The sequence below is a fragment of the Streptomyces sp. NPDC102406 genome (genome assembly GCF_044765725.1).
Taxonomy (GTDB): domain Bacteria; phylum Actinomycetota; class Actinomycetes; order Streptomycetales; family Streptomycetaceae; genus Streptomyces.
In genome coordinates this window covers 357,537-382,792 of sequence record NZ_JBIWKP010000004.1, presented here as the reverse complement: position 1 = coordinate 382,792, position 25,256 = coordinate 357,537, and the positions used below count along the sequence as shown (strand labels likewise).

24 protein-coding genes and 1 pseudogene are annotated in these 25,256 nt (G+C 73.3%); 10 read left to right on the top strand and 15 right to left on the bottom strand.

Translation table 11 applies throughout. The annotated features are described in order from the left end of the window. Positions 1-27 precede the first annotated feature (27 nt). Positions 28-1,152 (bottom strand): glycosyltransferase, encoded by a 1,125-nt coding sequence (locus ACIRF8_RS19835; protein WP_404216604.1) that lies wholly within the window; start codon positions 1,150-1,152, stop codon positions 28-30. 362 nt (positions 1,153-1,514) lie between these two features. On the opposite strand from ACIRF8_RS19835, the gene ACIRF8_RS19830 reads away from it, so the two are divergent. Continuing rightward, entirely contained in the window at positions 1,515-3,605 is a 2,091-nt protein-coding gene (locus tag ACIRF8_RS19830) for an ATP-binding protein (RefSeq protein WP_404216602.1), read from the top strand. A 641-nt stretch (positions 3,606-4,246) separates the two neighbouring features. Here ACIRF8_RS19830 and ACIRF8_RS19825 read toward each other — a convergent pair. Together ACIRF8_RS19825 and ACIRF8_RS19820 are read right to left on the bottom strand one after the other, a co-directional pair. Beyond that, positions 4,247-4,918: a response regulator gene (locus ACIRF8_RS19825; protein WP_404216599.1), complete on the bottom strand. Its 672-nt coding sequence runs from the start codon at positions 4,916-4,918 to the stop codon at positions 4,247-4,249. A gap of 33 nt (positions 4,919-4,951) precedes the next feature. After that, positions 4,952-6,184, bottom strand: coding sequence for a sensor histidine kinase (locus ACIRF8_RS19820; protein ID WP_404216597.1), 1,233 nt, complete (start codon positions 6,182-6,184; stop codon positions 4,952-4,954). A 278-nt stretch (positions 6,185-6,462) separates the two neighbouring features. Here ACIRF8_RS19820 and ACIRF8_RS19815 point away from each other — a divergent pair, with 278 nt between their 5' ends. Next, on the top strand, positions 6,463-7,257 hold the full coding sequence (locus ACIRF8_RS19815; protein ID WP_404216595.1) for an ABC transporter ATP-binding protein: 795 nt from the start codon (positions 6,463-6,465) through the stop codon (positions 7,255-7,257). After that, positions 7,257-9,833 carry an FtsX-like permease family protein gene (locus ACIRF8_RS19810; RefSeq protein ID WP_404216593.1) on the top strand — a complete coding sequence of 859 codons (2,577 nt, stop codon included), beginning with the start codon at positions 7,257-7,259 and terminating at the stop codon, positions 9,831-9,833. The genes ACIRF8_RS19815 and ACIRF8_RS19810 overlap by 1 nt, the downstream gene beginning before the upstream one ends. Positions 9,834-9,940: 107 nt before the next feature. On the opposite strand, the gene ACIRF8_RS19805 is transcribed toward ACIRF8_RS19810, so the two are convergent. Continuing rightward, a complete protein-coding gene (locus tag ACIRF8_RS19805; RefSeq protein WP_404216591.1) occupies positions 9,941-10,543 on the bottom strand; it encodes a helix-turn-helix domain-containing protein in 603 nt (200 codons plus the stop codon). Positions 10,544-10,626: 83 nt separating this feature from the next. Between ACIRF8_RS19805 and ACIRF8_RS19800 the strand changes: the two genes are divergently transcribed. After that, positions 10,627-11,643, top strand: coding sequence for an NAD(P)/FAD-dependent oxidoreductase (locus ACIRF8_RS19800; RefSeq protein WP_404216589.1), 1,017 nt, complete (start codon positions 10,627-10,629; stop codon positions 11,641-11,643). Positions 11,644-11,690: 47 nt separating this feature from the next. Here the strand turns inward: ACIRF8_RS19800 and ACIRF8_RS19795 are convergent, their stop codons facing one another. Beyond that, positions 11,691-12,896 carry a beta-ketoacyl-[acyl-carrier-protein] synthase family protein gene (locus ACIRF8_RS19795; RefSeq protein ID WP_404216587.1) on the bottom strand — a complete coding sequence of 402 codons (1,206 nt, stop codon included), beginning with the start codon at positions 12,894-12,896 and terminating at the stop codon, positions 11,691-11,693. Further along, positions 12,893-13,150 carry an acyl carrier protein gene (locus ACIRF8_RS19790; protein WP_404216585.1) on the bottom strand — a complete coding sequence of 86 codons (258 nt, stop codon included), beginning with the start codon at positions 13,148-13,150 and terminating at the stop codon, positions 12,893-12,895. Before ACIRF8_RS19790 ends, ACIRF8_RS19795 begins: the two co-directional genes overlap by 4 nt. A 110-nt stretch (positions 13,151-13,260) precedes the next feature. Here ACIRF8_RS19790 and ACIRF8_RS19785 point away from each other — a divergent pair, with 110 nt between their 5' ends. Then, a complete protein-coding gene (locus ACIRF8_RS19785) occupies positions 13,261-14,001 on the top strand; it encodes a 1-acyl-sn-glycerol-3-phosphate acyltransferase (RefSeq protein ID WP_404216582.1) in 741 nt (246 codons plus the stop codon). A 25-nt stretch (positions 14,002-14,026) separates the two neighbouring features. Here ACIRF8_RS19785 and ACIRF8_RS19780 read toward each other — a convergent pair whose 3' ends face one another. Continuing rightward, positions 14,027-15,472, bottom strand: a complete 1,446-nt coding sequence (locus ACIRF8_RS19780) for a hypothetical protein (protein WP_404216580.1) — start codon at positions 15,470-15,472, stop codon at positions 14,027-14,029. 37 nt (positions 15,473-15,509) lie between these two features. Next, positions 15,510-16,919 (bottom strand): hypothetical protein, encoded by a 1,410-nt coding sequence (locus ACIRF8_RS19775; protein WP_404216578.1) that lies wholly within the window; start codon positions 16,917-16,919, stop codon positions 15,510-15,512. 188 nt (positions 16,920-17,107) lie between these two features. Here ACIRF8_RS19775 and ACIRF8_RS19770 point away from each other — a divergent pair, with 188 nt between their 5' ends. From ACIRF8_RS19770 to ACIRF8_RS19755, 4 genes are all read left to right on the top strand, one after another. Continuing rightward, complete coding sequence (locus ACIRF8_RS19770; protein WP_404216576.1) at positions 17,108-18,457, top strand: hypothetical protein; 1,350 nt, start codon at positions 17,108-17,110, stop codon at positions 18,455-18,457. Between the two features lie 27 nt (positions 18,458-18,484). Further along, positions 18,485-19,231 carry a DUF4239 domain-containing protein gene (locus tag ACIRF8_RS19765; protein ID WP_404216574.1) on the top strand — a complete coding sequence of 249 codons (747 nt, stop codon included), beginning with the start codon at positions 18,485-18,487 and terminating at the stop codon, positions 19,229-19,231. A 13-nt stretch (positions 19,232-19,244) separates the two neighbouring features. Next, positions 19,245-19,499, top strand: coding sequence for a DUF6332 family protein (locus tag ACIRF8_RS19760; RefSeq protein WP_404216572.1), 255 nt, complete (start codon positions 19,245-19,247; stop codon positions 19,497-19,499). A 104-nt stretch (positions 19,500-19,603) separates the two neighbouring features. Continuing rightward, a complete protein-coding gene (locus ACIRF8_RS19755) occupies positions 19,604-19,774 on the top strand; it encodes a hydrophobic protein (RefSeq protein ID WP_404216570.1) in 171 nt (56 codons plus the stop codon). A gap of 141 nt (positions 19,775-19,915) precedes the next feature. Here ACIRF8_RS19755 and ACIRF8_RS19750 read toward each other — a convergent pair whose 3' ends face one another. From ACIRF8_RS19750 to ACIRF8_RS19740, 3 genes are read right to left on the bottom strand one after another with little or no spacing between them, the layout of a single operon-like run. Beyond that, positions 19,916-20,257, bottom strand: coding sequence for an STAS domain-containing protein (locus ACIRF8_RS19750; protein ID WP_404216568.1), 342 nt, complete (start codon positions 20,255-20,257; stop codon positions 19,916-19,918). Then, positions 20,254-21,543 (bottom strand): PP2C family protein-serine/threonine phosphatase, encoded by a 1,290-nt coding sequence (locus ACIRF8_RS19745; RefSeq protein WP_404216566.1) that lies wholly within the window; start codon positions 21,541-21,543, stop codon positions 20,254-20,256. The genes ACIRF8_RS19750 and ACIRF8_RS19745 overlap by 4 nt, the downstream gene beginning before the upstream one ends. Further along, complete coding sequence (locus tag ACIRF8_RS19740; RefSeq protein ID WP_404216564.1) at positions 21,543-22,346, bottom strand: alpha/beta fold hydrolase; 804 nt, start codon at positions 22,344-22,346, stop codon at positions 21,543-21,545. Before ACIRF8_RS19740 ends, ACIRF8_RS19745 begins: the two co-directional genes overlap by 1 nt. Before the next feature lie 193 nt (positions 22,347-22,539). Here ACIRF8_RS19740 and ACIRF8_RS19735 point away from each other — a divergent pair, with 193 nt between their 5' ends. Then, positions 22,540-23,337, top strand: coding sequence for a SigB/SigF/SigG family RNA polymerase sigma factor (locus ACIRF8_RS19735; protein ID WP_404216562.1), 798 nt, complete (start codon positions 22,540-22,542; stop codon positions 23,335-23,337). Positions 23,338-23,373: 36 nt separating this feature from the next. Here ACIRF8_RS19735 and ACIRF8_RS19730 read toward each other — a convergent pair whose 3' ends face one another. The 4 genes and pseudogenes from ACIRF8_RS19730 to ACIRF8_RS19715 all read right to left on the bottom strand — a co-directional run bounded on the left by ACIRF8_RS19730 (position 23,374) and on the right by ACIRF8_RS19715 (position 25,245). Beyond that, positions 23,374-23,802, bottom strand: coding sequence for an Asp23/Gls24 family envelope stress response protein (locus ACIRF8_RS19730; protein ID WP_404216560.1), 429 nt, complete (start codon positions 23,800-23,802; stop codon positions 23,374-23,376). A 139-nt stretch (positions 23,803-23,941) separates the two neighbouring features. Further along, positions 23,942-24,147: pseudogene (locus tag ACIRF8_RS19725) on the bottom strand (gas vesicle protein K); the annotation flags it as partial. Between the two features lie 516 nt (positions 24,148-24,663). Beyond that, positions 24,664-24,924 (bottom strand): DUF5133 domain-containing protein, encoded by a 261-nt coding sequence (locus tag ACIRF8_RS19720; protein ID WP_404216558.1) that lies wholly within the window; start codon positions 24,922-24,924, stop codon positions 24,664-24,666. A gap of 129 nt (positions 24,925-25,053) precedes the next feature. Continuing rightward, positions 25,054-25,245, bottom strand: coding sequence for a hypothetical protein (locus ACIRF8_RS19715; protein WP_404216556.1), 192 nt, complete (start codon positions 25,243-25,245; stop codon positions 25,054-25,056). Between the last annotated feature and the right edge of the window lie 11 nt (positions 25,246-25,256).

Genomic DNA, 25,256 nt, shown 5'->3' with positions numbered 1-25,256 from the left:
CTCTTTCCGGCTCAGCTTGTGAAGGGCTCAGCCCCGGCGCTCGGTCAGCAGCGCCAGGACTTCGGGAGCCGGAGTCATCGCGGCGATGTTCCGGGCGGCGGCCCCGGCGGCGGTGCGGAACGACGGCTGGTCCAGCACCCGGGCGACCGCGTCACCGGCCTCGTCCGCCGCGCCGATGACCTCCGCGGCACCCAGCGCGGCGGCCCGTTCGGCGTTCAGGGGCTTGTCGAGGCCCATGGGCCAGATCACCATCGGGATGCCGTCACCGAGCACCGAGAGCACCGTTCCGGCGCCGCCGGAGGAGACGACCGCGTCGACACCCCGGAGCAGCAGCCCCATGGGCACGAACCCGGTCACGTGCACGCCGTCACCGGCTCCGTCGACGGGAAGCCTGTCTCCCTCGGCCGACGGCGGAAGGGCGACCACGACGTTCACGTCGTGCTTGGTGAGCGAGGTGACGATCCGGGTGAGCGCGTCGGCGTCGTCGATGATCGTGCCCAGGGTCACGAGGACCCGGGGCAGGTGCTCACGGCCGGGGAAGGACGGCACCTGCCAGTCCGTACCGGTCTCGGACTCGTGGGCCTCGGGCCGAATGGTGACGCGGTCCGCCGCCGGCTCCCAGTCGTCGCGCTGGAGGCAGTCGGGCCAGGGGTCGACCGAGGTCACGGGCCGGGCGAGCGTGACGCCCCGTCCGGCCGCACGGGCGGCGGCCGTCGCCCACATCGCCTCGGCCAAGGGGGCCTCCAGGGCGATGCCCACACCGTGGGAGGCCCACGCCACGCCCGACTGCGAGGCCACGAGCGGGCCGAGGAAGTCCGCGGTCTCCGCTATCACCAGGTCAGGGGCGAAGTCCCGGGCCGCCGCCAGGGCCTCGTCCGCGCCGAGGTCGACACGGGTCCCGCCGAAGAACTCGCCCGCGGTGGCCGGACTCATGTCGGTGGCGGCGTTCTTGCCCGTACGCCGCTGGAACTCGCCCAGGGTCTCCTCGAGCGTCGCGCCCGCGCCGAGGACGGGAGCCGGGGCCACCACCTCGCCGAGGGAGGCGTGGGTCAGGAACGCGGTGGTGTGACCGGCCTGTCGGGCCGCTCTTTCCAGGGGGAGCAGCGGCAGCAGGTGGCCGTAGGCCGGCGTGCCGGAGAACAGGATGCGCATGGAACACCTTCAGCAGAGAGAACAGGGGGCCCGGGACGCGGCAGGGCCCGTACGAGTCCGGCCGTCGCAGACCGCTCGGCCTGTTCCGGACCTCGTCGTTCCATCATGCGGGCGCCCGCCGCCCGTCCGGCGCCCCGGCGACTGCTCAACTCCGCTCAATTCTGCCCACGCGCGCGCCCCGACTTCCGTTGTGCCGGGTGGAATTGGGCCCCCGCCGCGACCGACCATTCACGCGATGTGAGACAAACCTCAACGGGGCGCATCGCGCAACCAGTTGATTCAGCGATGAAGTAACTTATGAGCTAACCGTCGATGGCGAAGTCGGCCCAGCGCGGTGCATTTCTAGAGAGGAAAGAAACGGAATGGCGCCGGAAGAATCCGCCTCCCGCTCCGCCGGTGAAGAGGACCACCCGCCCGTCCGGGACCGGGGCGGCCGGCTCGCCGACAGGCTCGCCTCGGCGAGGATGCACAACTTCGTCGGGCGCGAGGAGGAGATAGGTCTCTTCCGCGGGGCGCTGCGGGGCGAACCGTCCGCGCCGATGGTCATCGCGTTGCACGGACCGGGCGGCATAGGCAAGAGCGCGCTCCTCCAGCGGTACGCCGCCGAGGCGCGCGCCGTCGACAGGCCGGTCGTGTCCGTGGACACCCGCACGATCTACCCCTCGCCGACCGCCTTCGAGCAGGCGGCCGCGGCGGTCTTCGCCCGTAGCGACTCCGTCCTCCTGGTGGACGGGTTCGAGCGCTGCCGGGACATGGAGGAGTGGATACGCGACCGGTTCCTGCCGCGGCTGCCCGAGGGCGCGCTCGTGGTCCTCGCGGGACGGCTTCCCCCGAGCCCCCTGTGGCGGGCCGACCTCGGGTGGAGCAGCCTGATGACGGTGGTCCCGCTCACCGAGCTGGGGCCCGCCGAAGCCGCTGCCCTGCTCGCGGGGCAAGGCGCCGATCCCGCCGCGCACGGTGAACTCCTCGCCTTCGCGGGCGGCAACCCGCTCGCACTGCGGATGGCCGCCGAGGTCGCCGTCCACGACCCCGCGGACAGCGTCGAGTGGGCGCCCTCCCGCACGGTCGTGGAGCAACTGCTCTCCCACCTGGTCGGTGAACTCCCTTCCCCCGCCCACCGCCGCGCGCTCGAGGTCTGCGGCCACGCCCTGGACACCACGGAGGACCTGCTCAGAGCCGTCCTGCCGGAGGAGGACGCGACGGAGTTGTTCGCGTGGCTGCGCCAGCTTCCGTTCGTCCGGTCCGGCCGGTTCGGCGTCTACCCGCACGACGTCATCCGTGACTCGCTGGACAGTGACTTCCGCTGGCGGGACCCGGGCCGCTACAAGGCCATGCACCGCGCGGTGCGCCGTCATCTCGTGGAGCGCATCCGCAACGCGCCCGAGGACGAGGCGCTCAGGGCGACGGGCGCCTACAACTACATCATCTCCAGGGCTCCTTGGATCCGGAAGTTCCACGGCAGCCGCGAGGAGAGCGGTGCCTACGAGGACGTCGCACGCCCCGAGGACGTCCCCGAACTGATCGCCATGGCCCGCGAAATGGAGGGGGAGGAGAGCGCGCGGATCGTCGAGTACTGGCTCGACCGGCAGCCCGAGGCCTTCCGGGTGCACCGCCGCTACAGCTCCGACGAACTGCTCGGTTTCATGGCCTGGTTGCGTGTCGGCACCGTCGACGCGGCCCTGCGGCGGACCGACCCCGTCGTCGCGGAGGCGTGGGACGCCGTCCGCGCCACGGCACCGCCCCGCCACGGCGAGCACCTGGCCGTCGCCCGCTTCATGGTGCACCGCGCCACCCACCACCGCCCCTCCCGCTCCTGGGACCTGGTCCACATGCGGATCATCTTCGAACTCCTGCGGGCCAAGCACTGCGCCTGGTCCTGCGTCGTCCTCGCCGACGCCGAGTTCTGGGAACCGCTGATGACCTACATGGGCATGTACCAGCCGTCCGGCCGCGGCGAGGGGGACGTGGGGCTGTTCTGCCACGACTGGCGCGCCGTGCGCGTGGAGGAGTGGGCCGACGGCATCGACGAGCGGCTGCTGAGCGGGCCTCCCGGCAGGCCGGCCGACGAACCGAGGGCGGCGGCGCCGGTACTGACGCGCGAGGAGTCGGACGCCGCCGTCCGCGACGCTCTGCGCAACTGGCTCGATCCCGACGGGCTCGCCCTCAACCCGTTGCTGCGCTGCCGCCTCGTGGAGACGTACGGCGCGCAGGACCCGGTGACGGCTTTGCGGGACGTGCTCGGCAAGGCCGTCGCACGGCTGGAGGCCAACCCCCGTACGCAGCACCTCCATCCCGTGCTGACCATGACCTTCCAGTCGTCGCTCACCCAGGAGGCGGTGGCGCGCCGGCTCAACATGGCCTTCAGCACCTATCGCCGGTACCTCGCGCGAGGCGTCGACGTGGTCAGGGAACGCATCTGGCTCTGGGAGACGCAGGGGTACGTGTCGGAGTGAGAGCCGACGCGCCGGTCCGTCGGCCGTCATCGGCGCCCCGGTCCGTCGGCGATCCGCCTCCGACGTGCGGGCGCGGGCGGGCGCGGCCGGGTGCCGGCGTCCGGATCGCGTCTCCACCCACCTGCGTTCCGCGGCGATCCGGCCGGCGCGTTCCGTGGGGGCGTGCCCCGGGGGACGACGTCGGCGGCGTCCGCCCGCAGCAGGCCACGCAGTCCGTGCGGTCGGGGGCGAGGACCATCAGGGAGGCGATGTTGCTGAGCGCCCGCACGCGCCGCTCCGGATCCGGGGCCCCTCGCGGATCGGGCACGTCCAGGACGGCCAACGCCGCGCCTTTGCTTCCCATCAGCGCCGCACAAGCCGATTCCGAGCCCCAGGTGTGACTCAGCGCGGGCCGTACCTGCTGACTGCGCATCGAGCGCGGCGAAACCGCCGTCAGGTCACGCCGGAGCGAGATGACGGTATGGACGGGAAAGCTTTCCCGATTCTCGTCGGAGAGAAATCTTCCTTAAATTCGCGGAGTTCGGTGAGGGGCATGCCGATGCCTTAGATGCAGACGTCCTTGGGGAATGTCTCCATCATCTCGGGCCCGGCAGCGCAATTCCGGACGAGGGGCTGCCCCATTACTGTCCGGTCCTGTTCCGTCAGGGCGCCGTGCGGGGTGTCACCAGTCCGCAGTCGTAGGCCAGGACCACCGCCTGTACGCGGTCGCGCAACTGGAACTTCTCCAGAATGCGGGCGACGTGGGATTTCACGGTCGTCTCTCCGATGCCCAGTTCCCGGCCGACCTCCGCGTTCGACAGGCCGCGCGCCAGAGCGCGCAGCACGTCGAGTTCGCGGGCCGTGAGCGCGTCGAGCCGGGGCGGCACCGCGGGCGCGGACTCCGACGGCATCGCGGCGAACCGGTCGAGGAGGCGGCGCGTGACGCGCGGAGCGAGGACGGCGTCGCCCGTGGCCACCGTCCGGATCGCCTCCACCAGGGAGTCGGCGGGGCCGTCCTTCACCAGGAAGCCGCTCGCCCCCGCCCGTAGCGCGTCCACGACGTGGGCGTCCAGGTCGAAGGTGGTGAGGATGATGACGCGACTGGCCGGAGCGGAGTCGGCGATCAGCCGGGTGGCCTCGACGCCGTCCATGTTCGGCATCCGGATGTCCATGAGGACGACGTCGGGCGTCAACCGCTCGGTCTCCGTGACCGCCTCCTGGCCGTCGGACGCCTCCGCGACGACCTCGATGTCCCCTTCCGCCTCCAGGATGAGCCGGAAACCTGTCCGGATCATGGGCTGGTCGTCAGCCAGCAGAACGGTGATGCGCCGCATACGGTTCGCTTCCTTCGTCATGGTGCGGTCGGGTCAGGCCAGATCCAGGACGGCGTGCACGCAGTAGCCGCCGCCGGGCCGCGTACCGGTGTGCAGGGTGCCACCGACGGCGGCGATCCGTTCCCGCATACCGACCAGGCCGTGGCCGGTGCCGTTGGCGGGCGTGACCGGGGTCCGGGCCGCCGGTACGGTCGCGGCCGGACCGTCGTCGCAGACCCGGATCGTGAGGCGCTGTGGTCCGTCCTCCCAGATGAGCCGCACCTGGGTGTGGGTCGGACCGGCGTGCTTCATCGTATTGGTCAGCGCTTCCTGCACGATCCGGTAGGCCGTCAGGTGCGTTCCGGCCGGCAGGGGCAGCGGCGTGCCCGTCACCCCGTAGTCGACGTCCAGGCCCGTGTCCCGCACGGAGCCGATCAGCGCGGGCAGGGCGTCCACCGTCGGCTGCGGCGGCTCCTTGGAAGGATCGGCCCCGGCCTCCTCATCGGTCCGCAGGACGTCCAGGAGCCGGCGCAACTCGGTGACGGTGTCCCGGCCGGTCTGCTCGACCGTCGCGTGCAGCTCGTGGGCCTTCTCCGGGGAGCGGTCCTGAATCCGGTCGGCGGCGATGGTCTGCACGACCATGAGGCTCACGTTGTGGGCGACGATGTCGTGCAGCTCCCGGGCGATGCGGGCCCGCTCGTGCATCACCGCCGCCCGGGCGTTCGCCGACTGTTCGCGTTCGAGCGCGGCCGCGCGCTCCACGGCGTCGTCCCGGATCGCGGCCCGCGCCCTCGCGAGGCGCCCCAGGGCCCAGGCCGCCAGCAGCAGGACCGCCTGGGTCAGGAACGTGGCGATCCGGTGCCCCGGGGGCGCGATGAACCCTTCCACCAGGGAGTCGAGCGGGATGAACACGCCCGCGACGACCGTGGTGATCCAGGGCCCGCGGCGCACGGCCGTGAGGAACACCGCCGTGGCGACGGCCAGGTACGTCGGACCGATCGAGGTGCCCTGCGCTCCCGAGAGCTGGGGAACGTACGTCAGCGCCTGCACCGTGCTCGCCGCCGCCGCCGTCACCAGCAGACTGCCCAGCGGCAGCAGACGGTGCGCCGCCAGCGGCAGCGCGACCAGCAGCACGAGGACGAACCACCGGGTGTCCGGCGCCCGCAGGTCCTGGCCGTCCGCCGGGATCACCGTCGGCAGGGCGAGACAGCCCGCCGCGGCCAGGACGGCCAGCACGGCGTCCGTCACCGCGGCCGGTATGCCGCGACCTGCCAAGAAGCCTGTCACCTTCATCATTCAACTTTAAAGTGTGTTCTTCCCCGCGCCGCCACCCACAGGGTGGACGCCGCTCGCGGCTCCTCCTCCCTGCTGCCCCCTCCTCAGGGAGGAGACGACGCGCACTCCTTCGCGACAGGCCGCCCGCCCCCTCGTCCGGGCGGCGGAGAGCCCGCCCCGCCTCCGCCACCGGGCGGAGGCGGGGATTCGACACGAGGGCGGAGGAACCGGCGCCTTGTCGCGGATGGACTGGAGTCATCACTCACCGCAGCACTCGACGAGGGCCACTCATGCTCAGAGCACGCAGCCGGAAGTCACCGGCCCGCACCACCCCCGACACCACCGCGGTCAGCACCGCGACCGCGGTACGACTGACCCAGGTCACCAAGCGCTACGGCGACGGCGTCTCGGGGGCCGTGGCCCTCGACGACGTCAGCATCGGCATCCGGCCCGCCACCTTCACCGCCGTCATGGGACCGTCGGGCTCGGGCAAGAGCACCTTCCTCCAGTGCGCGGCCGGCCTCGACCGGCCCACCTCGGGAACCGTGCAGCTCGGCGGCCAGGACCTGGCCGAACTGAGCGAGAGCCGGCTCACCGAGTACCGCAGGACCCGTATCGGCTTCGTCTTCCAGGCCTTCAACCTGCTGCCGTCCCTCACCGTGGAGCAGAACATCACCCTGCCGCTGCGCCTGGCCGGTACCGCGGCCGACAGCGGATCGGTCGACAGCGTCGCGGCCGGGGTCGGACTGGCCGGTCTGCTGCGCCGCCGGCCCGCCGAACTGTCCGGCGGGCAGCAGCAGCGGGTGGCCATCGCGCGCGCCCTGATCACCCGGCCCGAGGTCGTCTTCGCCGACGAACCCACCGGCGCGCTCGACCCCGACACCGCCCAGGACATCCTGTACCTGCTCCGGCAGGCGGTCACCGACCTGCACCAGACCGTGGTGATGGTCACCCACGACCCGGTGGCGGCCCAGCACACCGACCGGGTCGTCTTCCTCGACGCCGGACGCGTGGTGCACCGCGTGGACCGGCCCTCCGCGGACCAGGTCAAGCGCGTGATGTCCGAGCTGCGGAGGACCCGCTGATGCTGCGCCTCGCCCTCACGACGCTCCGCGCCCGCAAGGGCCCGTTCGCCGCGACCTTCCTCGCCCTGCTGATGGCGGCGGCCGTGATCAGCGCCTGCGGAGTGCTCCTGGAGTCCGGGCTGCGCTCCGCCCTGCCGCCCGAGCGCTACGCGAACGCGCCGCTGATCGTCGCGGGGCGGCAGAGCGCGGAACTCGACGTGAAGTCCGCCGACGGCTCCACCTACCGCAGCTCCCAGCCGCTGCCCGAACGTCTCGTACTGCCCGCGGCCCTCGCCGACGACATCGCCGCGGTCGACGGTGTCGCCTCCGTGGTACCGGACCGCGGCACGGCGGTCCGGCTCCTCGCCGGGGACCGGGCGGTGACCGGGCACAACGGCGCCTCGCCGCAACTGCACACCTGGGCGAGCCGCTCCCTGGGCGGCTTCCGCCTCACCGCGGGCCACCAGCCGCGCGGCGCGCACGAGGTGGTGCTCGACTCCGACCTCGCCGCCCGCTCCGGCCTGCGGATCGGCTCGTCGGTACGCCTCATGGCGACCTCCACCCCCGTCACCTTCGAGGTGGCAGGGATCGTCGCACTCGACGACGACCGCGCACCCCGGCAGTCCGTCCTGTTCGCCGCCGACACCGTCCTCGACCGCCTCGCGCCCGACACCGTACGCGGCGTGTACGCCTTCGGTGTGCTGACCGCCGCGGGAGCCGCACCGTCCGACGTCGCCTCGGACATCGAGCACGCCTTGAGGAAGCAGCGGTCCGTCACCGTGTACGCGGGCGACGACCGCGGCCGGGCCGAGTTCACCGACATCGCCGTCGGCGCCGCCAACGTGGTCGAACTCGCCACCGGCATCGGAGGGAACGTCCTGCTGGTGGCCGTGTTCGTGCTCTGCGCCACGACCTCCCTCGCGGTACGCCACCGCCGTCGCGAACTGGCGCTGCTGCGGGCCATCGGCACCACACCGCGCCAACTGCACGGCATGATCGGCGCCGAGTCGGCCGTGGCGGGCCTGGCCGCGGGTGTCCTCGGCTGCCCGCTGGGGGCCGGCGTCGTGTACTGGCTCAGCTCCGAGTTCGCGGGCCGCGGCATCGTCCCGCCGGACTTCCGGCCGGTGCTCGGCCCACTCCCGTTCCTGGCCGCCGTCGTCGCGACCGTCGTCACCGCCGTCGTGGCCGCCTTCGTCGCCGCCCGGCGCGCGGCCCGCATCCGCCCCACCGAAGCCCTGGGGGAAGCGGCGTCCGAGCCCGCCCGCCTCGGCCGGGGACGCCTCGTCACCGGCGGTGTGCTGCTCGCCCTGGCCGTGTCCGTCTTCGGCCTGGGCCTCGGCTACCGGGCCGACTTCATGACCCTCGTGGGACTCGCCAACTCCCTGGTCCTGCTGCTCGCCGTCGCCGCCGCCGTGCTCGGCCCGCTGCTGACCCGTACGGCGATCCGGCTGCTGGCACCGCTGCTGAACCGGACCGGCGTCACCGGCTGGCTCGCCGCGGCCAACTCCCGCGCCGGGGCGATCCGGACAGCCGGAGCCGTCACGCCGCTGATCCTCGCCGTCTCGTTCGCCGCGACCGTCGTCTTCACGCAGACCACCCAGTTGCGCGAGTCGACCGACCAGATCCGCTCCGGCACCGTCGCCGACCACGTGCTGACCGCCCCGGCAGGTGTCTCCCCCCAACTGGCGCGCAGGGCGGCGGAGTTGCCCGGCGTCACCGCCGCGACCGGCTTGGTGCGCTCCAAGGCCGTCGGCGTGGGCTCCCTGCTCGGGGAGGAGGAGACCGTGTCACTGAGCGCCCAGGGCGTCGAGCCGCGAGCGCTCACGGACACCCTCGACCTGGACGCGCGCGAGGGTGACCTGTCCGCACTGAAGCGTGACACGGTGGCCCTCAGCACGACGGCGGCCTCGTGGCTGGGCCTCGACGTCGGCGACCGGGCACACCTGCACCTGGGGGACGGCACGGCCTTCGACGGCAAGGTGATCGCCGTGTACGGCCGCGGCTTCGGCTTCGCCGACCTCACCTTCGACCACGATCTGCTGCTGGCCCACACCACGGAGGCCGTCGACCGGTCCGTCCTGGTCCGGTCGGCGCCCGGCTCGGCGGACACCGGCCGGAAGCTGTCCGCACTGGCGCGCGACTATCCGGGCACGGTGCTCAGCCAGGGCCTGGCGGCCGACGCCCAGGTCGAGGAGCAGCGGGCGACCGCCTGGGTGAACTACCTGGTGGTCGGCCTGATCATCGCCTACACCGCCATCACGGTCGTCAACACGCAGGCCATGAACACCGCCGCCCGCAGGCGGGAGTTCGCCCTCCTGCGACTGACCGGCACCAACCGCTCCCAGGTGCTCGCCATGATGCGGCGCGAGAGCCTGACGGTGGTCGCCATCGGCGCCGTGGTGGGCGTGGCGCTGGCACTGCCGCCGCTGGTCCTCGTCGCGACAGCCCTGACCGGCGGCCCCGCCCCGGCCGCCCCGCTGCTTGGCTGGCTGGCGATCCTCGGCTCCACGGCCGCACTGGCGGTGGCGGGCGCGATGCTGCCCGCACGGCTGATGCTGCGGGCCCGTCCGGTGGAGGCGATCGGCATGAAGGAATAGCTACGCCATGTACTAGGACGCTTCTGGACGCCGAAAACGCCGCGCCCCCCTTTGAGGAGCGCGGCGTTTCTCCATGCCCGGCAAGCCGCTGCCACGCGGGTCCCCGCCTACCCGGGGACCTCCTCCCACGACGTGAGTACGCGCATCCGTTCGCCCTGGGCGCCGAAGAGACTCAGGAACTCGACGGCCTGCTCGCCCGCGTTGGCCAGCGCGTGGGGCAGGCGGGTGTCGAACTCCGTGGCCTCCCCGGCGGTCAGGACGATCTGCCGGGTCCCGGCGGTGATGCGCAGCCGCCCGTGCAGGACGTAGACCCAACTGTGCCCCTGATGCGTGTGCGGTCCCTGTCCCGATGCGGTCGTCGTGCCCGGTGGCAGCACGTGCTTGTGCGCGTGGGGGCCGCCGTGGTGGCGGACCAGCGGAAGGACCGTCTGCTGTTGCCCGGGCACGGCGACGGGGCGCAGGTGGAGGCGCGGATCGCCGGTCGGCGGGGCGCCGACCAGTTCGTCGAGCGGCAGGCCGTAGACGGCCGAGAGCGGCAGCAGCAGGTCGAGGGTGTACTTGCGCTGCCCGGACTCCAGCCGCGACAGCGTGCTCGGGGAGATACCGCTGCGCTCGCTGATGTCGTCCAGCGTCGCGTTCCGCTGCTGCCGCAGGGTCCGCAGACGCGCCCCGACCGAGCGCAGCACCTCCTCCTGTTCATGGTGGTTCACACCCGCATCTTGCCAGGTCGGCAAGGTGCCTTGGGTTTCGCCGTCGGCCGCCCGCAAGATCACCGCCGAGCGAAGGGAACACCATGGAACACACGCAGGACACGTACGACACCGAACCGCGGGCGGCCGCGGGACAGCAGGAGCCGGGCTACGACGTCGTCGTGGTCGGGGGAGGCGCCGCGGGCCTGAACGCGGCGCTCACCCTGGGCCGCGCCCGACGCACCGTACTGCTCGTCGACGCCGGGCAGCAGCGCAACGCCCCCGCCCACAGCATGCACAACTACCTGGGCCACGAGGGCATCGCGCCCGCCGACTTCCTCGCTCTCGCGCGGCAGGAGGTGGCGCGCTTCGGCACGCGCACGGTCCAGGCGTCCGTCGTCGCCGCCGAGCGTGCCGGGGACGGGCACTTCGCGGTCTCGCTCGACAACGGCACCGTCGTGCGCGGACGCCGCCTGCTCCTGGCCACCGGCCTGGTCGACGAACTCCCCGACGTGCCAGGGATCGCCGAGCGCTGGGCGCGGGACGTGCTCCACTGCCCCTACTGCCACGGCTGGGAGGTGCGTGATCAGGCCATCGGCATCCTGGCGACCGGCCCGGTCGGCGTCGAGCAGGCGCTGCTGTGGAGCCAGTGGAGCGAGGACATCACCCTGTTCACCCATGTCGGGCCGCCACTGGACGACACGGCGCGCGCACGCCTCGCCGCGCGGAACGTGCGCGTGGTGGAGGGGGAGGCGGTACGCCTCGACGTGCGGGACGACCGGCTGCGCGGCGTCGTCCTGGCCGACGGCCGGTGCCCGGAGGTGAGCCACCTGGTGGTCGCCCCGCGCTTCACCGCCCGCCTGGAGGGGCTGGCCGGACTGGACGTCGAGACCACGGAGCTGCGCCTGTTCGGGCAGGTCGCCGGGGAGCACGTGGTGACGACCCCGCAGGGAGCGACGAGTACGGAGGGCGTGTACGCGGCGGGCAACGTCACCAGCCTCACGGAGACCGTCATCGGCTCGGCCGCCGCCGGTCTCATGGCGGCGGCGGCGATCAACCTCGACCTCATCGCCGAGGACACGCGGCGCGGCGTCGCCGCCGCGGCCCCGACCGCCGCCTGACCCCGCCTCGGCGGTGATCCGCTGATCCGGTGAGCCGCCCCGTCGGCTCAGTCGCGGGCCACGACCACCACCGCGTTGTGGCCGCCGAAGCCGAAGGAGTTGCTGACCGCGAACGCCGAGGAGACCGGCCGGGCCCGGCCGGCGACCACGTCGATGTCGAGCGCCGGGTCCTGGTCGGTCAGGCCCGCCGTGGGCGGGACGACGTCCGCGCGCAGGGCGAGGACCGTCAGGGCCGCCTCGATCGCGCCGGCCGCGCCGAGGGAGTGGCCGAGCGCGCCCTTGGCGGAGGTGACGGGCGGCCGGTGGGGGAGGACCCGGGCGAGGACCGCCGCCTCCATCGCGTCGCCCCGGAGGGTGGACGTGCCGTGCGCGTTCACATGGTCCACGTCGCCGGGGGCGATCCCGGCCTCGGCGAGCGCGGCGCGCAGGGCCCGCTCGGCATGGCGCCCCTCGGGGTGCGGGGCCACGAGATGGTGGGCGTCGCTGCTCGCCCCGTACCCGGCGATCCGGGCGAGCCGGGGCGCCGAGCGGGCCGCCGCGTGCGCGGGCCGTTCCAGGACCAGGGCGCCCGCGCCCTCGGCGATGACGAAGCCGTCGCGGGCCCGGTCGAACGGGCGCGAGGCGACATCGGACAGCGCTCGGAGCTGGGCGAAGCCGGTCACGATGAGCGGGGTGACGCTCGCGTCGGCGCCGCAGACCACGGCGATGTCGCACTGGTCGGAGGCGAGCAGGTCGCGGGCGGTGCCGATCGCGGTGGCCCCCGAGGCGCAGGCGGTCGCCACGTTCAACGTCGGCCCGCACGCCCCGAGGTGCAGGGCGACGGTCGCGCACACCATGTTGGGCAGATAGCCCGTCAGGAAGTACGGGGAGACACTGGCCGGGCCGTCGGCGGCGAACCGCGTCGCGGCGGCCCGCTGGGTGTGCACCCCGCCGACGGAGCACCCGGTGACGACGGCGACGCGTGCCGGGTCCCACGCGGCGGGATCGAGCTTGGCGGTGTCCAGGGCCTGGGCGACGGCGGCCAGACCCATCCGGGCGGCGGGATCGAGGTGCGCGGCTCGGGGCAGCCGCGGACGCGGCGCGGGCACGTCGTCGACGCGGCAGCTCAGGGACGTGGCCAGGTCCCGCAGCTCGGGGTCGGGCCGCGCGGTGACGCGGCCCTCACGGACCGCGGCCCAGGTGCTCTCCGTGTCGGGCCCGGCCGAGGTGACGAGGCCGAGCCCCGTCACCACGACACCGGCGTCCCGCGTCATCCGGCGCGGCGCTCGTCGACGCGGGCGGAGAACTCGGCGAACGTCAACTCCCGCAGTTCTTCCTCGGTGGCGCTGACACCCAGTTCGTCCTTGAGCGTGATGGCCATCTCGACGACCATCAGCGAGTCGGCGAGCAGGTCGGTCATCCGGGCATCGGCCCGCACGGCGGCCGGGTCGACCTCGAACCGGTCGACGAGCAGGCCGGTGATCAGATCCGCGGTCGCGGAGGACGCGGAGGACGCAGAGACACTCATGGCGGGCCTTTCCCTGAACGCCGCCCGGCGGTCGGGCGCAAGGGAGAGAGACCACCTCAATGGCACCTTTAGTCTTGCGCCGCCCCATTTTCAGCAGAAAGTGGGATCTTGTGACCGAAGCGATGGAGCGACCACGGGACGAGGCCGGTGCGGAACTGGTCGACGGCGTCCTGCGCTGGCTGGCCGACGACTACTTCCGCGTCGAGGTGTCGGGCCTGGAGCACCTGGCGCGCCGCGGGCCCGCGCTCCTGATCGCCAACCACTCGGGCGCCTGGGGACTCGACGCGTTCGTCCTGCACAAACTGCTCCACCGCGAGCTGCGCCGGCCCGTCCACTTCTACGCCTCCGAGGTGGCCTTCCGGCTGCCCCCGCTCGCCGCCTACGCCCGCCGGCACCACGCCTTCACCGACGATCCGACCCTGGGCCGGGACCGGCTGGAAGCGGGGCAACTCGTCGCCGTCTTCCCCGAAGGGCTCGACGGGGTCGGCAAACCGTTCTCGCAGCGCTACCGGCTGCGGCCCTTCAGCCCGGGCTTCGCCGCCACCGCGATGCGGACCGGCGCCCCGGTGGTGCCCGTGTCGATCGTCGGCGCCGAGGAGGCGTACCCCAAGCTGGGCGAGGTCCGGGCGCTGGCCCGCCGGTTGCGCCTGCCGTACTTCCCCGTGACGACGGCGCTGCCGCTGCCGACGAAGTGGCGCGTCAGCATCGGCGAGCCGATCCCGGCCCCGGCCCCGGCCGCCTCCTACGCCGACCGCTCGGCCGCGGCGCGGCGGCTCTGCGACGAGGTCTGGTTCACCGTCCAGGGCATGGTCGACCGGGACCGCGACCGCCGGCCCTCACCGTTCTGGTGAGTGGCCGGGAGCGTGGCCCGCGGGCTCAGTTGGCCAGCCAGTCGGCGGCCCGGCGCGCGTCGGCCGCGGCGCGGGCGCAGCGCCGGGCGTGGGCCAGCAGCGTCATCCGGCAGTGTTCGCCGAACGCGTCGTGGTTCCAGCCGGACTGACGTGCGCAGTCGGCGAGCCTGCGGGCGTGCTCGTCCAGGCTCCGGGCCCCGGCCGCGACGAGGGTGGCGTAGCGGGCGGCGCTCTGTCCGGCGGCGAGCGGCCCGCTCCCGTCGGCCGTGGGGCGGGCGGCGGTGCGGTCCGGCGTGTGGTCGGCGTCCGCGAGGGCGAGGCGGAGTGAGGCGGCGGGCAGCTCGGCGGGGAGCGCGTCGGCGCCGAGGTGCGGGGCGAGGACGACCGGTTCGGCGTGCCGGACGAGGGCGCGGACGAGTTCGGTGGCGGCGAGGGCGGCGAGTTCGGCCGCGCCGCAGGGAGCGGGTGCCGCGCACAGGGACGCCGACGCGCCCCCGGCGCCGTGGCCCCGCGCCTCGTCCAGGTCGCGCAGCCAGGCGGTCGCGCACAGGAGGTCGGTGCCCGCCTCGACGTCCAGACCGTGCCAGGTGAACGGGGCGAGCACCTGGTGCACCGTGGCGGCCAGCGGCGGATAGCGGCGCAGCGCCTCGCCCACCGACCGCTCGATGCGGTCGTCGGCCGGTAGCGGCGGGTCCACGCTCACCAGGGCGAGGGCCTGCGCCGCCGTGTCGGTGAGGGCGCGCGTCACGGTCTCCAGGGCGTGCTCGACCACCGCGTCCGCGTCACCGGCGGCGAGCCCGGCCGTGAGAACTCCGCTCCGCTGCGCGCCATGGACGTACGGGTCCAGGCGGCGCCGCAGCGCGGCCACGCGCCCCGTGTACTCGGTGGGGTCCTCGGCCCTGGCGGCGACGTCCAGGATGGCGCTGACGAGACTGTCGGCGGCGGCGTCGGCGCCGAGGACGATCCGGCGGGCGCAGCGCGCGGCGAGGGCGCACCAGTCGGCGCGGGCGAGACTCCCGTCCGTGTGCCGTGCGGCGTGGATCGCGGCGGCTGTCTCCTCGGCCGCCGCCCGCACCTCGTCGCGCAGCGCGCCGAGGGGGACGGGCAGCGGGGCGTGGGGTGTCAGGCGCAGACGGCGGCCCTCGGCGGTCAGGGCGGTGACGGTGCCGCGCGCACCGGTCTCCTCGGCCCGGCCGACCAGGCCGGTGGCGTCGTCGGCGGTCAACGGCATCAGATAGGTGCCGAACGCGGTGCGCAGCCGGGTCGGCCGGCCCGACGTGCGGCGCCGCAGCCCGGCCAGGGCCTGCCGGGTCAGGTGCTGCCGCGTGAACGGCTTGAGGCCGAGGCTGCGTGCGGGGGCGTCGATCCAGGAGACGCGCTGGGCCGCGAGCGCGGCGCTGATCAGCGCGTTCTCCAGGGGCCAGGCCGTCGCGGGCCGGTGTGGAGCGGTCGTGGTGTCACTGGCGGTCATCGCCGGTCTCCCTCGGGGTGTGCTCGGCCTCGCGGCGTCACTTGTCGCGCAGCAGATAGGGCTGGTTGCCGACGATCTCGCCGTCGTAGCGGGTGATGAGCGCGTTGACGCTCGCGCGGTGCGGGACGTCGCCGCTGCGCAGGGTGTCGGCGTACGCCTGCGGGGCGTGGGAGAGCGGATAGTCGTACGTCTCGTCCAGCCAGGAGAACTCGACCCAGTCGGCCGGGATGTCGTTCGCGGAGGCGGGACCGCGCCCGTCGAGGCCCGGGATGACGTCGTGCTGGTTGACGAGGCTGACCACCCGCGTCGTGGGGTCGGCGGGGCGCTTGGTGTCGATGGGGGAGCCGACCGTGATCACGTGCGTCAGCCGGTACGTGGACACGAAGTCGAGGTCGCAGGCGAGGTTCATGGCGGTGATGCCGCCGAGGCTGTGCCCGACGATCATCAGCTCCGAGCCCTCCGGCACCCCCGCCCGCACCAGCATCTGCTTCACGGAGCGGCTGTACGTCGTGTCGGTGCGCAGCAGCGCGTCGAACGCGCCGACGAGGTCCTGCGGGGTGCTGTTGCTCAGCCGCCCGAAGCTGGTGCCCGGCAGCAGCACGACGTGGCGCCGGGTGCCGTCCGCGCAGGCCACGCTCCGCAGCAGGGCGAGACCGTGGTTGCCGAGGGCGGAGATGTCGTCGATGTAGCGGACGATGTCGTTGCCCGAGCGCTCCAGGACGCGGGCCAGCATCGCGTCTGCCTCCGTCCGCTCGGCGCGCCCCGCGCCCGGGTTGAGGTGCCGGATGAGCGCGGCGGGCAGACCGAGGAGCGGGTCGGTGGCGGGCACGCCTCCGGCCAGGGTGACCCAGGCGAAACTGTCGTTGGTCGGGTTCTCGTCCAGCAGCCCGGCGAGCGCCAGCAGCTCCATGATCACGGGGCTGATCGTGGTGAGGGTGCGGGTGACGCCGAGAAGATCGACCAACTCCCTTGTGGCGCGCAGCACTTCGAGTCGGCGTCCGGCGACCACGGCGTCCGTGAGTCGTTTGGCGAGCGGCGCCGCCAGGTTCGGGTGCTCGCGGGCCGCGGCCTCGATGCGCAGCGCGAAGGCGTCCACGGCCATCGCCACGCAGGCGGGCCGCCGACGCGTCACCGCGCCGAGCGAGCGGACCGTCTCACCGACCATCCCGCCGTTGACGGCGAGGCCGAGCCCGCCGGGGTTCGACAGCGCGCGGGCCGCCGACAGCGCGGTGCCCAGGGCCCAGCCGGGGCGCCGCAGCGCCTGGAGCCCGACCCGCCAGCTCGCGGCGGCAGCGGTCAGTTCCGCGCCGGTCCGCCGCGCCGCGAGCGCGGCGTCCGCGAGCAGCACCGAGGCCGCGACCAGCAACTCCGCGTCGGTCTGCGCCTGCGGTTCCTGTCGTACGGGCGTCCGCCCGCCGACGACGATGTCGGCTGTCGGGGCTGTCATCCCGCCACCTCGTTCCTGAGCGCGTCGGCGGGACCGTCCACGAAGGTGCGGCGCCCGGCGTGTCCCCCTCCAGCAGTAGAACCGGCGCGGGGTCGCTCGGCAGGACCTGGCCGCCGCTCGGGTGAATCACCCCGCGTGCGCGCGTGTCGGGGCGCCGCCCCGCGCGTGACTGTGCGCAGCTTGCCGGTGTGATCATCGCAGGAGCGGATGTGCGGGGGGACCGGTCGGCGCGGTGGCTGCTGGTGGCTCTCCTCCTCGCCGCGGGCTGCTGGTCGGCCGCGGGACCGTCCGCCGCCGACGGCGCCGGGACCCGCGGGCTGACCCTCGACGTCACCGTGAACACCCGGCCCGGCCTGGGCGCCCTGCGCCCCGGGATCAGGACCGGCGCCCCCGTCGTCAAGTCGTACCGCCTCGTCAACCGCGGCGGCGCCGACCTGCACGAGGTGCGGGTGCGGGACCCCGGCATGCCGGGCGCCGTGATCCGCTGCCCGGGCGGCCCCGGCCGGGTGCCGCTGCTGGCAGGACTGCGCTCGGCGCGCTGCACGGCGACCGGGCCCGCACGCCCCGGCCCCTGGATCGGCGACGTGCAGGCCACCGGACAGGCACGGCTGCGCGCGATCGTCCGGGCCACGGCCCGCTCCGGATACACCGGCGTCGGCGCCACCCTCACCCTCACCGAGACGGCCCGCGTCACCGGCCAGGACCGGGCACGGCTCCACTACGTCCTGGCCAACCACGGCAACCGGCCGCTCCACGGCGTCCGGCTCACCGACCAGGCCCTGCCCCGCGAGCGGATCATCTGCCCGGGCGGGCGCCCTGTCGTCGCCCACCTCGCCGCAGGCGCCCGCGCCGTGTGCACGGCCGTGGTCCGGCGCACCCCCGGCACCTACCTCAGCAGCGGGCGGGCCGACGGCAGCGACCTGCTCCGCACCCTCGACCCCCGCGGCGGTCGGGCCCCGGCCCCGCGGCTCACGGCGCACGCCTCGGCACGCTTCACGCTCCGCGCCCCGGCACACGCCACCCCCGCGCCGCCACCGAAGCACCCCGCGCCCGCGGCCCCCGGCAAGCAGCCGCACCCCGCGCCACCGCCCGCCCGGCACCCGCGCCCCGCACCACCCGTCGCCGCGCTGCTGCTCCTGACGCCCCCACCCCCGGGCGTCGCGGCCCCGGGCCTCGTACCGCCCGGCGCCGCGACCACGGGCCCGCTGCCGCCCGGAGCCGTACCACCGGGCTCGTCCAGGCCCGGGGGAGCGGTCCCCGGTGTGGGCGCCGACCCTGCCGTACCCGGCACCCGGAAAGGGGCCGCGAAGACCCCGGCGTCGGTCCCGCCGCCCACGGTGCCGACAGCCGCGGTGCCGTCGGCGGCCGAGTCCCCGACCGCGCATCCGCAGAAGCGGGCCGCGTCGAGACCCTCGCTGCTCAGGCGCTTCGTCCGGGAGGACCACCGCCCCACCGACCTGGGCGTGCTGACCGCGCTGTTCCTCGTCCTGCTGCCCGCGGCCGTCGCCGCCGCCGTGTTCGGCTCCCGCCGACTCTGACCCGCCCCCACGGAACAGGACCCGCAGATGATCGAAAGCCTCGCCATCGTCCTGGGCGTCGCCCTGCTCGCCGCGGCGGTCGTCCTGGTCAAACACCGCTTCTGGCCCCTCGGACCGGACGACGAGCCGCGCGAGGACGTCGCCGAGTACATCTCCATGATGGTCGGCGTCCTGTACGCCCTCGTCCTGGGCCTCGCCCTGGTGACGGTCTGGGACACCCACTCCGGCGCCGAGGAACACGCGGCCACCGAGGCCAGCGCCGCGCACCAGATCCATCTGCTCGCGGCCGGACTGCCCGCCGAGCAGGGCGACCGGATGCGGGACCGGATCGAGACGTACACGCGGCACGTCGTCCACACGGAGTGGCCCGCCATGGCCGAGGGCGCCGCGCTGGGCCCCGCGGGCTGGCACCTGCTGAGCGAGGTGCGCGCGACGAGTCAGGTCCCGGCGGACGCCACCCCGGCCCAGCAGGCGACAGGACAGGAGACGTTGGCCCAGTTGAGCACCCTGGACGAGGCGCGCAGGGGCCGGGAGTCCGACGCCACGCAGCGATTGTCACCGGCGATCTGGTTCGGCCTGATCGTCGGTGGCCTCCTCACCATCGCCTTCATGTTCATGTTCGGTGTGCAACGCAGCTTCACCCATGTCGTGATGGTGATGGGCCTGTCCGCCCTCATCACCTTCACCGTGCTGCTCATCTACCAACTCGACAGCCCCTTCGACGGGTTGTTCGCCGTCGCACCCGATCCGTTCACGCGCTACTTCCCCGTTTGATACGACTGGCGCCATGGACAGCGGGCGGGAATCGCGCGCGGAGAAGGACGCCATGACGGTGGAGATCATGTTCGCCCTGGTCACGGGCGCCGCGCTGGGCGCCCTCGTGTTCGCCGCGTTCCTGGTGCCCGTCCTGGTCCTCGACGCCTCCCGATCCGCGCGGGAGGTGCTCCTGACCGTGGGCGCCGTGCCGGCCTGCGGGGCCGCCGTGTGGCGGGTCGTACGGGTACTGCTCCGGTTCGACGCGCGGCGGCGGCTGGGGCGCTGACGGCGCGGCGCGGCCGCATGCCCCGCAACCCGTGAAAGTAACGCACCCATTGTGTGTTTGTCGGGTGGCGCCAAGAGCACACGAGGGCCAGGAGGTTGATAACGATGGTTCCCCTGCTTCTGGTTCTTCTTCTGGCTCTGATCCTCTTCGGCGCGGGTTTCGCGCTGAAGGCCCTGTGGTGGATCGCGATCATCGTGCTCGTGGTGTGGCTGCTCGGCTTCGTGATCCGGCCCGCCGCACACGGCAGCCGCAAGGGCCGCTGGTACCGATGGTGAGGCGCGCCGTCTGAGGACTCCGCGCGGCAAGCGCGCACGGACACCTGAGCGGCACCGCGCCACGGGCGGTGGCGTGCGTGCCAAGGGGTGGGCCCGGCCTGGGACGGCCGGGCCCACCCCTCTGTCGTAGGGGACCGCGCGTCAGCCGGCCCGCGTCGCCGCGGCGACGTCCGGGTGGAGGGCGAAGACCTGGTCGAGGCCGACGATGCGCAGGATGCGCAGGGTGTTGGCGGGGACGGCGACCAGCGCCATACCGGCACCGGCTGCGCCGGCGTGGTTGTGGGCGGCGATCAGGGCGCTGACGCCGCTGGAGTCGCAGAACGGCATCCCGGCCAGGTCCAGGACGAGGAGTTGCCCCGGCCGCAGGGCGATCGTCGGCAGCAGTTCGCGCAGTGTGGGCGAGGTGTCGTGGTCGAGATCGCCGACGATCCGCAGCACGGGCCCGGCCGCGTGCTCCTCGGTGGTGATCCGCAGCGGGCTCATGGCGTACTCTCCGTCGTCGCGGGCGGGGTCGCGGTGGAGGCGGGCACACCCAGCGCGAGCAAGGCGGTGTCGTCGTCGAGGCCGTCGCCGAGTCCGCTCAGCAGGCCGCTGAGCGCGGCGATCAGTGCTTCGGCGGGACCGGCGTGCTCGGCGACGAAGTCGCGCAGCGCCTCCTCCCCGAAGAGCTCGGAGCGGTCGGAACCGGTCCGGGCCTCGGTGACGCCGTCGGTGTAGAGCAGCAGGGTGTCACCCGGGGCGAGGACGGTGGTCGCCGCGGTGAAGTGAGCGATCGGCAGGGCGCCGACGAGCAGGCCGCCTGGGGTGTGCAGGAACTCGGGCGGCCCGCCGGACCGCAGGACGAGAGCCGGCGGGTGTCCGCCGGAAGCGAGCCGGACGGTGACGTGCCCGGCCTCCGGGCCGGGATCGAGGACACCGAAGACAGCGGTGCAAAAGCGCGGGTCGACCCCCGAGTAACGCTCGTGGAGGACCTGGTTGAGCGTGGTCAGAGCCGCCACGGGGTCGGGGTCGTGCAGAGCGGCGGCGCGCAGGGCGTACCGGGTCAGGGAGGTGACCGAGGCCGCCTCGGGACCCTTGCCGCAGACGTCACCGAGGAAGAAGGCGAAGCGCCGGTCCGCCAGCGGGAAGACGTCGTAGAAGTCGCCGCCGAGCCGGTCGGGGGAGGCGGTGTGGTAGTACGCGGCCGCCTCCATCCCGGGGATCCGCGGCAGCGACGCCGGCAGCAGCGACTGCTGAAGGACCGCCAGCGCCTGTTGCAGCCGGGCCCGGTCCTCGCGGGCCTGCCGCGCGGACTCCTCGGCCGCCCTGCGACTGCGCAGCAGCTCCTCCTCGTACGCACGCCGGTCGGTGGCGTCGAAGACGGTGATGCGGGTCAGGAGCGGCGTTCCGGTGCCGCCGTACTTGACCACACCGGAGACCAGCACCGGCAGACGGCCGCCGTCGGCCCGCTTCAGTTCGAGGGCCACCCCGCTGATCTCGCCCCGCATCCGCAGCAGCGGCGCGAAGTGCGTCTCGTGGTACAGCCGGCCGCCCACGGGCAGGAGGTCCGTGAAGCGCAACCGGCCCACCACCGCCTGCCGTTCGAGCCCCAGCCAGTCCAGCAGGGTGTCGTTGAGCTTGACGATCGTGCCGTCCATCAGCGTGGACAGGTAGCCGCACGGCGCGTTGTCGTACAGATCCTCGTGGCTGTCCTCCAGGAGCGCCGCGAACGTCGCGTCGGATGCCGTTCGGCCGTCGGCCTCCCCGGCCCCCGACCCGTTCCGGCACATCACCGCTGACCTGCCAGGAACTCGATGATCGCCGCATTGGTGGCCGCGGGCTCCGACAGGTGCGGGCAGTGCCCGGTCGCCTCCAGCGTGACCAGCGTCGAGCCGGGTATCGCCCGGTGGACGTAGGCGCCGACCTCCCGGGGAGCGATGGCGTCCTGGGTGCATTCCAGGATGAGCGTCGGCACCCGTACGTCCCGGAGCGCGTCGCGGGCGTCCGAGAGGAAGGTGGTCCGGGCGAAGACGCGCGCCATCTCCGGGTCGGTCGCGCAGAAACTGTTCTTGAGCTCGTCACCGAGTTCGGGCCGCTCGGGGTTGCCCATGATGACCGGGGCCATCGCCGCCGACCAGCCCAGGTAGTTCGCCTCCAGCGACTCCAATAGCTCCTCGATGTCGCTCTCGCTGAACCCGCCCCGGTACTCCTCGTCGTCGATGTACCGCGGCGACGGAGCGACCATCACCAGCGCCCCGACGCGCTCGGGCACCTGCCGGGCGGCCAGCACGCCGATCATCGCGCTGACCGAGTGGCCCACGAACACGGCGTCGCGCAGATCGAGCGCTTCGCACACCTCCACCACGTCCCGCGCGTAACCGTCGAGGGAGCCGTAGCGCTCCGCCGAGAACGCGGACAGGTCCGAGCGGCCCGAGCCGACATAGTCGAAGAGGACCACGCGGTGCTCCCGCTCCAGCGCGGGCACGGTCAGCCGCCACATGTTCTGGTCACAGCCGAAGCCGTGGGCCAGCACCACCGTCCGGCCTCGTGGGTTGCCGGTGACCGTGACGTTGTTCCTGCGGAGGATGTCCATACCCCCATGATCGCAGGGCCGCCGCGGACGGCGCCAAGCGCGGTGACCCCCTGTTTGTCGCCGGAGGCCGAGGGCAGGCGGGTGTCAGTGCTTGGGACCACAGGCGCATTCGTGGGGAGCACCGTGCCCGGGATGCGGGCCCCGCTGCCTCTCACGATGACTCACGGAAGCAGCGATAGGAGGAGACATCCTGATGGCCGTTCGCCGACTGCACGATGACGCGCCCGAGACCGCAGAGGCGTTCCACCGTCTCGCCGCCGCTCCCGAGGGACCCGAACGCGACCTGCTGTGCCAGGAGTTGGTGGAGGCGTGGCTGCCCATGGCCCACCGTCTCGCCACGAAGTTCCGCAACCGGGGCGAGAACCTGGAGGACCTCAAGCAGGTCGCCGCCATGGGCCTGGTCAAGGCCGTCGACCGCTACGAGCCGAGCCGCGGGGCCTTCGAGTCCTACGCGGTCCCCACGATCACCGGCGAACTGCGCCGCCACTTCCGCGACCACACCTGGGACGTCCGGGTCCCGCGCCGGGTGCAGGACCTGCGCAACAAGGTCCGCGCCGCACGCCGCGACGTCATGAACCGGCCGGGCCACGCCGGGGAGGCGAGCCTGGAGGAGATCGCCGCACAGGCCGGGCTCACCGTGGACGAGGTACGCGACGGCATGGAGGCGCTGGAGAGCTACCGCTCGCTCTCGCTGGACGCCGAGTCCGGCACCGCCGACGACGACGGCGTCAGCCTCGTCGACACCCTCGGCCACACCGAGACCGGCTACGACGTCATCACCGACCGCGAGGCCGCCAAGGAAGGGCTCAGGGCGCTGCCCGAACGGGAACGCACCATCCTCTACCTGCGCTACTTCGAGGACATGACCCAGGCCGGGATCGCGGAGAAGGTCGGCATCTCGCAGATGCACGTCTCGCGCCTCATCAGCCGAAGCTGTGCCCGGGTCCGCGACCACGCCAACCGGGAACCCGCCCAGCGGCAGGCCGCATGAACGGCCTGCCGCCGACCGGATGGAGCGGGAGCCGCTTCAGCCGTCCTCGTCCGCGTCGTCGTCCGGGACGTGGATGTCGAAGACATTGATGTTGATCTCGGTCACGTCGAGCCCGGTCATCGTCTCGACCGCCTGAATGACGTTGGCGCGGATCTCCTCGGCGAGTTCGTGGATCAGGACGCCGTACTCGACCTCGACATCGACGTCGACGGAGACCTGATCGCCGTCCACCTGCGCCTTGACCGAGCGTCCGGGTGACGAGGGCCCGGGCATCCGGCTCGTGACCGCGCCCAACGCCTTGGACGCGCCTTTGCCCACGGAACGTACGCCGTCCGTCTCGCGGATCGCCACCCCGGCGATGGTGGCCACGACGCTGTCGGCGATGGTCGTGGTGCCGCGCGTGCCGCCGGTCTTCCGGGCGCCGCCTGTCGTCGTGCTGCCGGTTCCGATTCCGATGTCGGACATGGCCGCCTCACAGTGAGTCGCTGGCACGGACGGGGGTGCCCGCCCGTGAGACCCCCTCACCACTCTGCGCTCCCTGCTCGCGACCTGCCATTCGAGTGACGCGCGCCCGGCACAAAGCCCCTGAGGTCCCGGGCTCTCGGTCGCGGGGGAGGAGGGAGCCGAGCGGGCCGAGATCCAGATTGAGGTCTTCGGGGCGCACTCCGTGCCGGTCGCAGAGTTCCCGCATCCGTCGTCGAGCAGCATCAGGGTCGTCCCGATCTCCTCGACCTGCTCGTCGCGCAGATCTCCCTGCTCGACCCGCCGGACGGCCTGCCGCTCCATCAACTGTCGCACCAGCTCGGCCACGCTCGACCACGGTCAGCACCAGGGTCACCAGCCGCCGTCGTCAGCGTCGTACGGCCGAGACGCCTTCGGTGCGGTGGCCGCTCAGTCCTTCCGGGCTCTGGCAGGCCGCCCGGGCCGCGTACCCGGGACCCTTCCTGACCGCGGGTCTTCTCCGTGTCGCCACCGGGGAGCCACCGGCAGGTGCTCTGCGTTGGTCCGCCATGCAGACCAGGCTTGTCACTGTGCGGCGCGTCGCATCTTGGGAGAGCGACACGAAGGCAGCACGAAGGGACCGCTTCGGGAGGGGACACCGAGCGGTCGGGTCAGGGACGGTGCGAGGGGAGCGCTTCGACGCGCGGGGCTCCGGTCAGGAGCCGGTGCGGCGAGGTGGTCGCCGCTTCGTCCGGTCCGTGTCGGACGATGCCGACAGCGGTCCCGGGAGGGTTCCGCGCAACACCTTCAGCGGCGCGGCCAAGGGCCGCGCCGCTGAAGGTGGTCGGGACAGGGGGAATCGGGACGGGCGATCGTTGTCCCGGCTCAGGCGACCAGCGTCTGGTCGGCCTGTTCCTGACCTGCCATGGGCCGCGTCTCCGGGGTCGACGGATCGACGGCCAGGAGCCGTTCTGCCGCTGCGAGAGCGTCTTTGATCTCGCGGGTGGCAGTGGTGACGCACAGTGTGTAGGCGACGTCCTCAAGGAGGCGACGATTCGCGACTGTGTCGTCCTCGACGAGCTGGAGGCGCGCCTTGGCGTAGCGGGAGAGCAGCGCGCGCAGCATCTGCGGGTGGGGAGTGATCATTCCGAGAGGCTCCTTTTGTCAAAGCAACTCGCTCCCCGAGTGTCCCGCCACGCACATTTCATGCACGGCTGCGTCGTGGAACACGGGAGCGCGCGGGGACCACAGGGCTGAACCGCGTCGCCCAGCGGGTCATTCGCCCTGGACGTCCTCCTGGGCGGCGGGGTTGGGCGAGGTCGCGTCGGCGCCCTCCCCGCGCTGCCGGTCCTTCCTCTCACGGTGCCGCGGATCCGTCTCGGCCTCCTCGAACTCGTGCAGGACCTCCTCCGTCGCGGTCCGCGGCGGACGGGACTCGTCGTGCCGCTGTTCGCGGTCGTTCGTCATGTCATGCGTCA

Bases quoted from the DNA above. Each gene is read 5' to 3' on its own strand.
- ACIRF8_RS19720 (WP_404216558.1), bottom strand. From the start codon at position 24,924: ATGATCACTCCCCACCCGCAGATGCTGCGCGCGCTGCTCTCCCGCTAC.
- ACIRF8_RS19735 (WP_404216562.1), top strand. From the start codon at position 22,540: ATGGCCGTTCGCCGACTGCACGATGACGCGCCCGAGACCGCAGAGGCG.
- ACIRF8_RS19815 (WP_404216595.1), top strand. From the start codon at position 6,463: ATGCTCAGAGCACGCAGCCGGAAGTCACCGGCCCGCACCACCCCCGAC.
- ACIRF8_RS19750 (WP_404216568.1), bottom strand. From the start codon at position 20,257: ATGAGCCCGCTGCGGATCACCACCGAGGAGCACGCGGCCGGGCCCGTG.
- ACIRF8_RS19830 (WP_404216602.1), top strand. From the start codon at position 1,515: ATGGCGCCGGAAGAATCCGCCTCCCGCTCCGCCGGTGAAGAGGACCAC.
- ACIRF8_RS19740 (WP_404216564.1), bottom strand. From the start codon at position 22,346: ATGGACATCCTCCGCAGGAACAACGTCACGGTCACCGGCAACCCACGA.
- ACIRF8_RS19790 (WP_404216585.1), bottom strand. From the start codon at position 13,150: ATGAGTGTCTCTGCGTCCTCCGCGTCCTCCGCGACCGCGGATCTGATC.
- ACIRF8_RS19795 (WP_404216587.1), bottom strand. From the start codon at position 12,896: ATGACGCGGGACGCCGGTGTCGTGGTGACGGGGCTCGGCCTCGTCACC.
- ACIRF8_RS19775 (WP_404216578.1), bottom strand. From the start codon at position 16,919: ATGACAGCCCCGACAGCCGACATCGTCGTCGGCGGGCGGACGCCCGTA.
- ACIRF8_RS19730 (WP_404216560.1), bottom strand. From the start codon at position 23,802: ATGTCCGACATCGGAATCGGAACCGGCAGCACGACGACAGGCGGCGCC.
- ACIRF8_RS19760 (WP_404216572.1), top strand. From the start codon at position 19,245: ATGGACAGCGGGCGGGAATCGCGCGCGGAGAAGGACGCCATGACGGTG.
- ACIRF8_RS19765 (WP_404216574.1), top strand. From the start codon at position 18,485: ATGATCGAAAGCCTCGCCATCGTCCTGGGCGTCGCCCTGCTCGCCGCG.
- ACIRF8_RS19825 (WP_404216599.1), bottom strand. From the start codon at position 4,918: ATGCGGCGCATCACCGTTCTGCTGGCTGACGACCAGCCCATGATCCGG.
- ACIRF8_RS19780 (WP_404216580.1), bottom strand. From the start codon at position 15,472: ATGACCGCCAGTGACACCACGACCGCTCCACACCGGCCCGCGACGGCC.
- ACIRF8_RS19800 (WP_404216589.1), top strand. From the start codon at position 10,627: ATGGAACACACGCAGGACACGTACGACACCGAACCGCGGGCGGCCGCG.
- ACIRF8_RS19810 (WP_404216593.1), top strand. From the start codon at position 7,257: ATGCTGCGCCTCGCCCTCACGACGCTCCGCGCCCGCAAGGGCCCGTTC.
- ACIRF8_RS19755 (WP_404216570.1), top strand. From the start codon at position 19,604: ATGGTTCCCCTGCTTCTGGTTCTTCTTCTGGCTCTGATCCTCTTCGGC.
- ACIRF8_RS19715 (WP_404216556.1), bottom strand. From the start codon at position 25,245: ATGACGAACGACCGCGAACAGCGGCACGACGAGTCCCGTCCGCCGCGG.
- ACIRF8_RS19745 (WP_404216566.1), bottom strand. From the start codon at position 21,543: ATGTGCCGGAACGGGTCGGGGGCCGGGGAGGCCGACGGCCGAACGGCA.
- ACIRF8_RS19835 (WP_404216604.1), bottom strand. From the start codon at position 1,152: ATGCGCATCCTGTTCTCCGGCACGCCGGCCTACGGCCACCTGCTGCCG.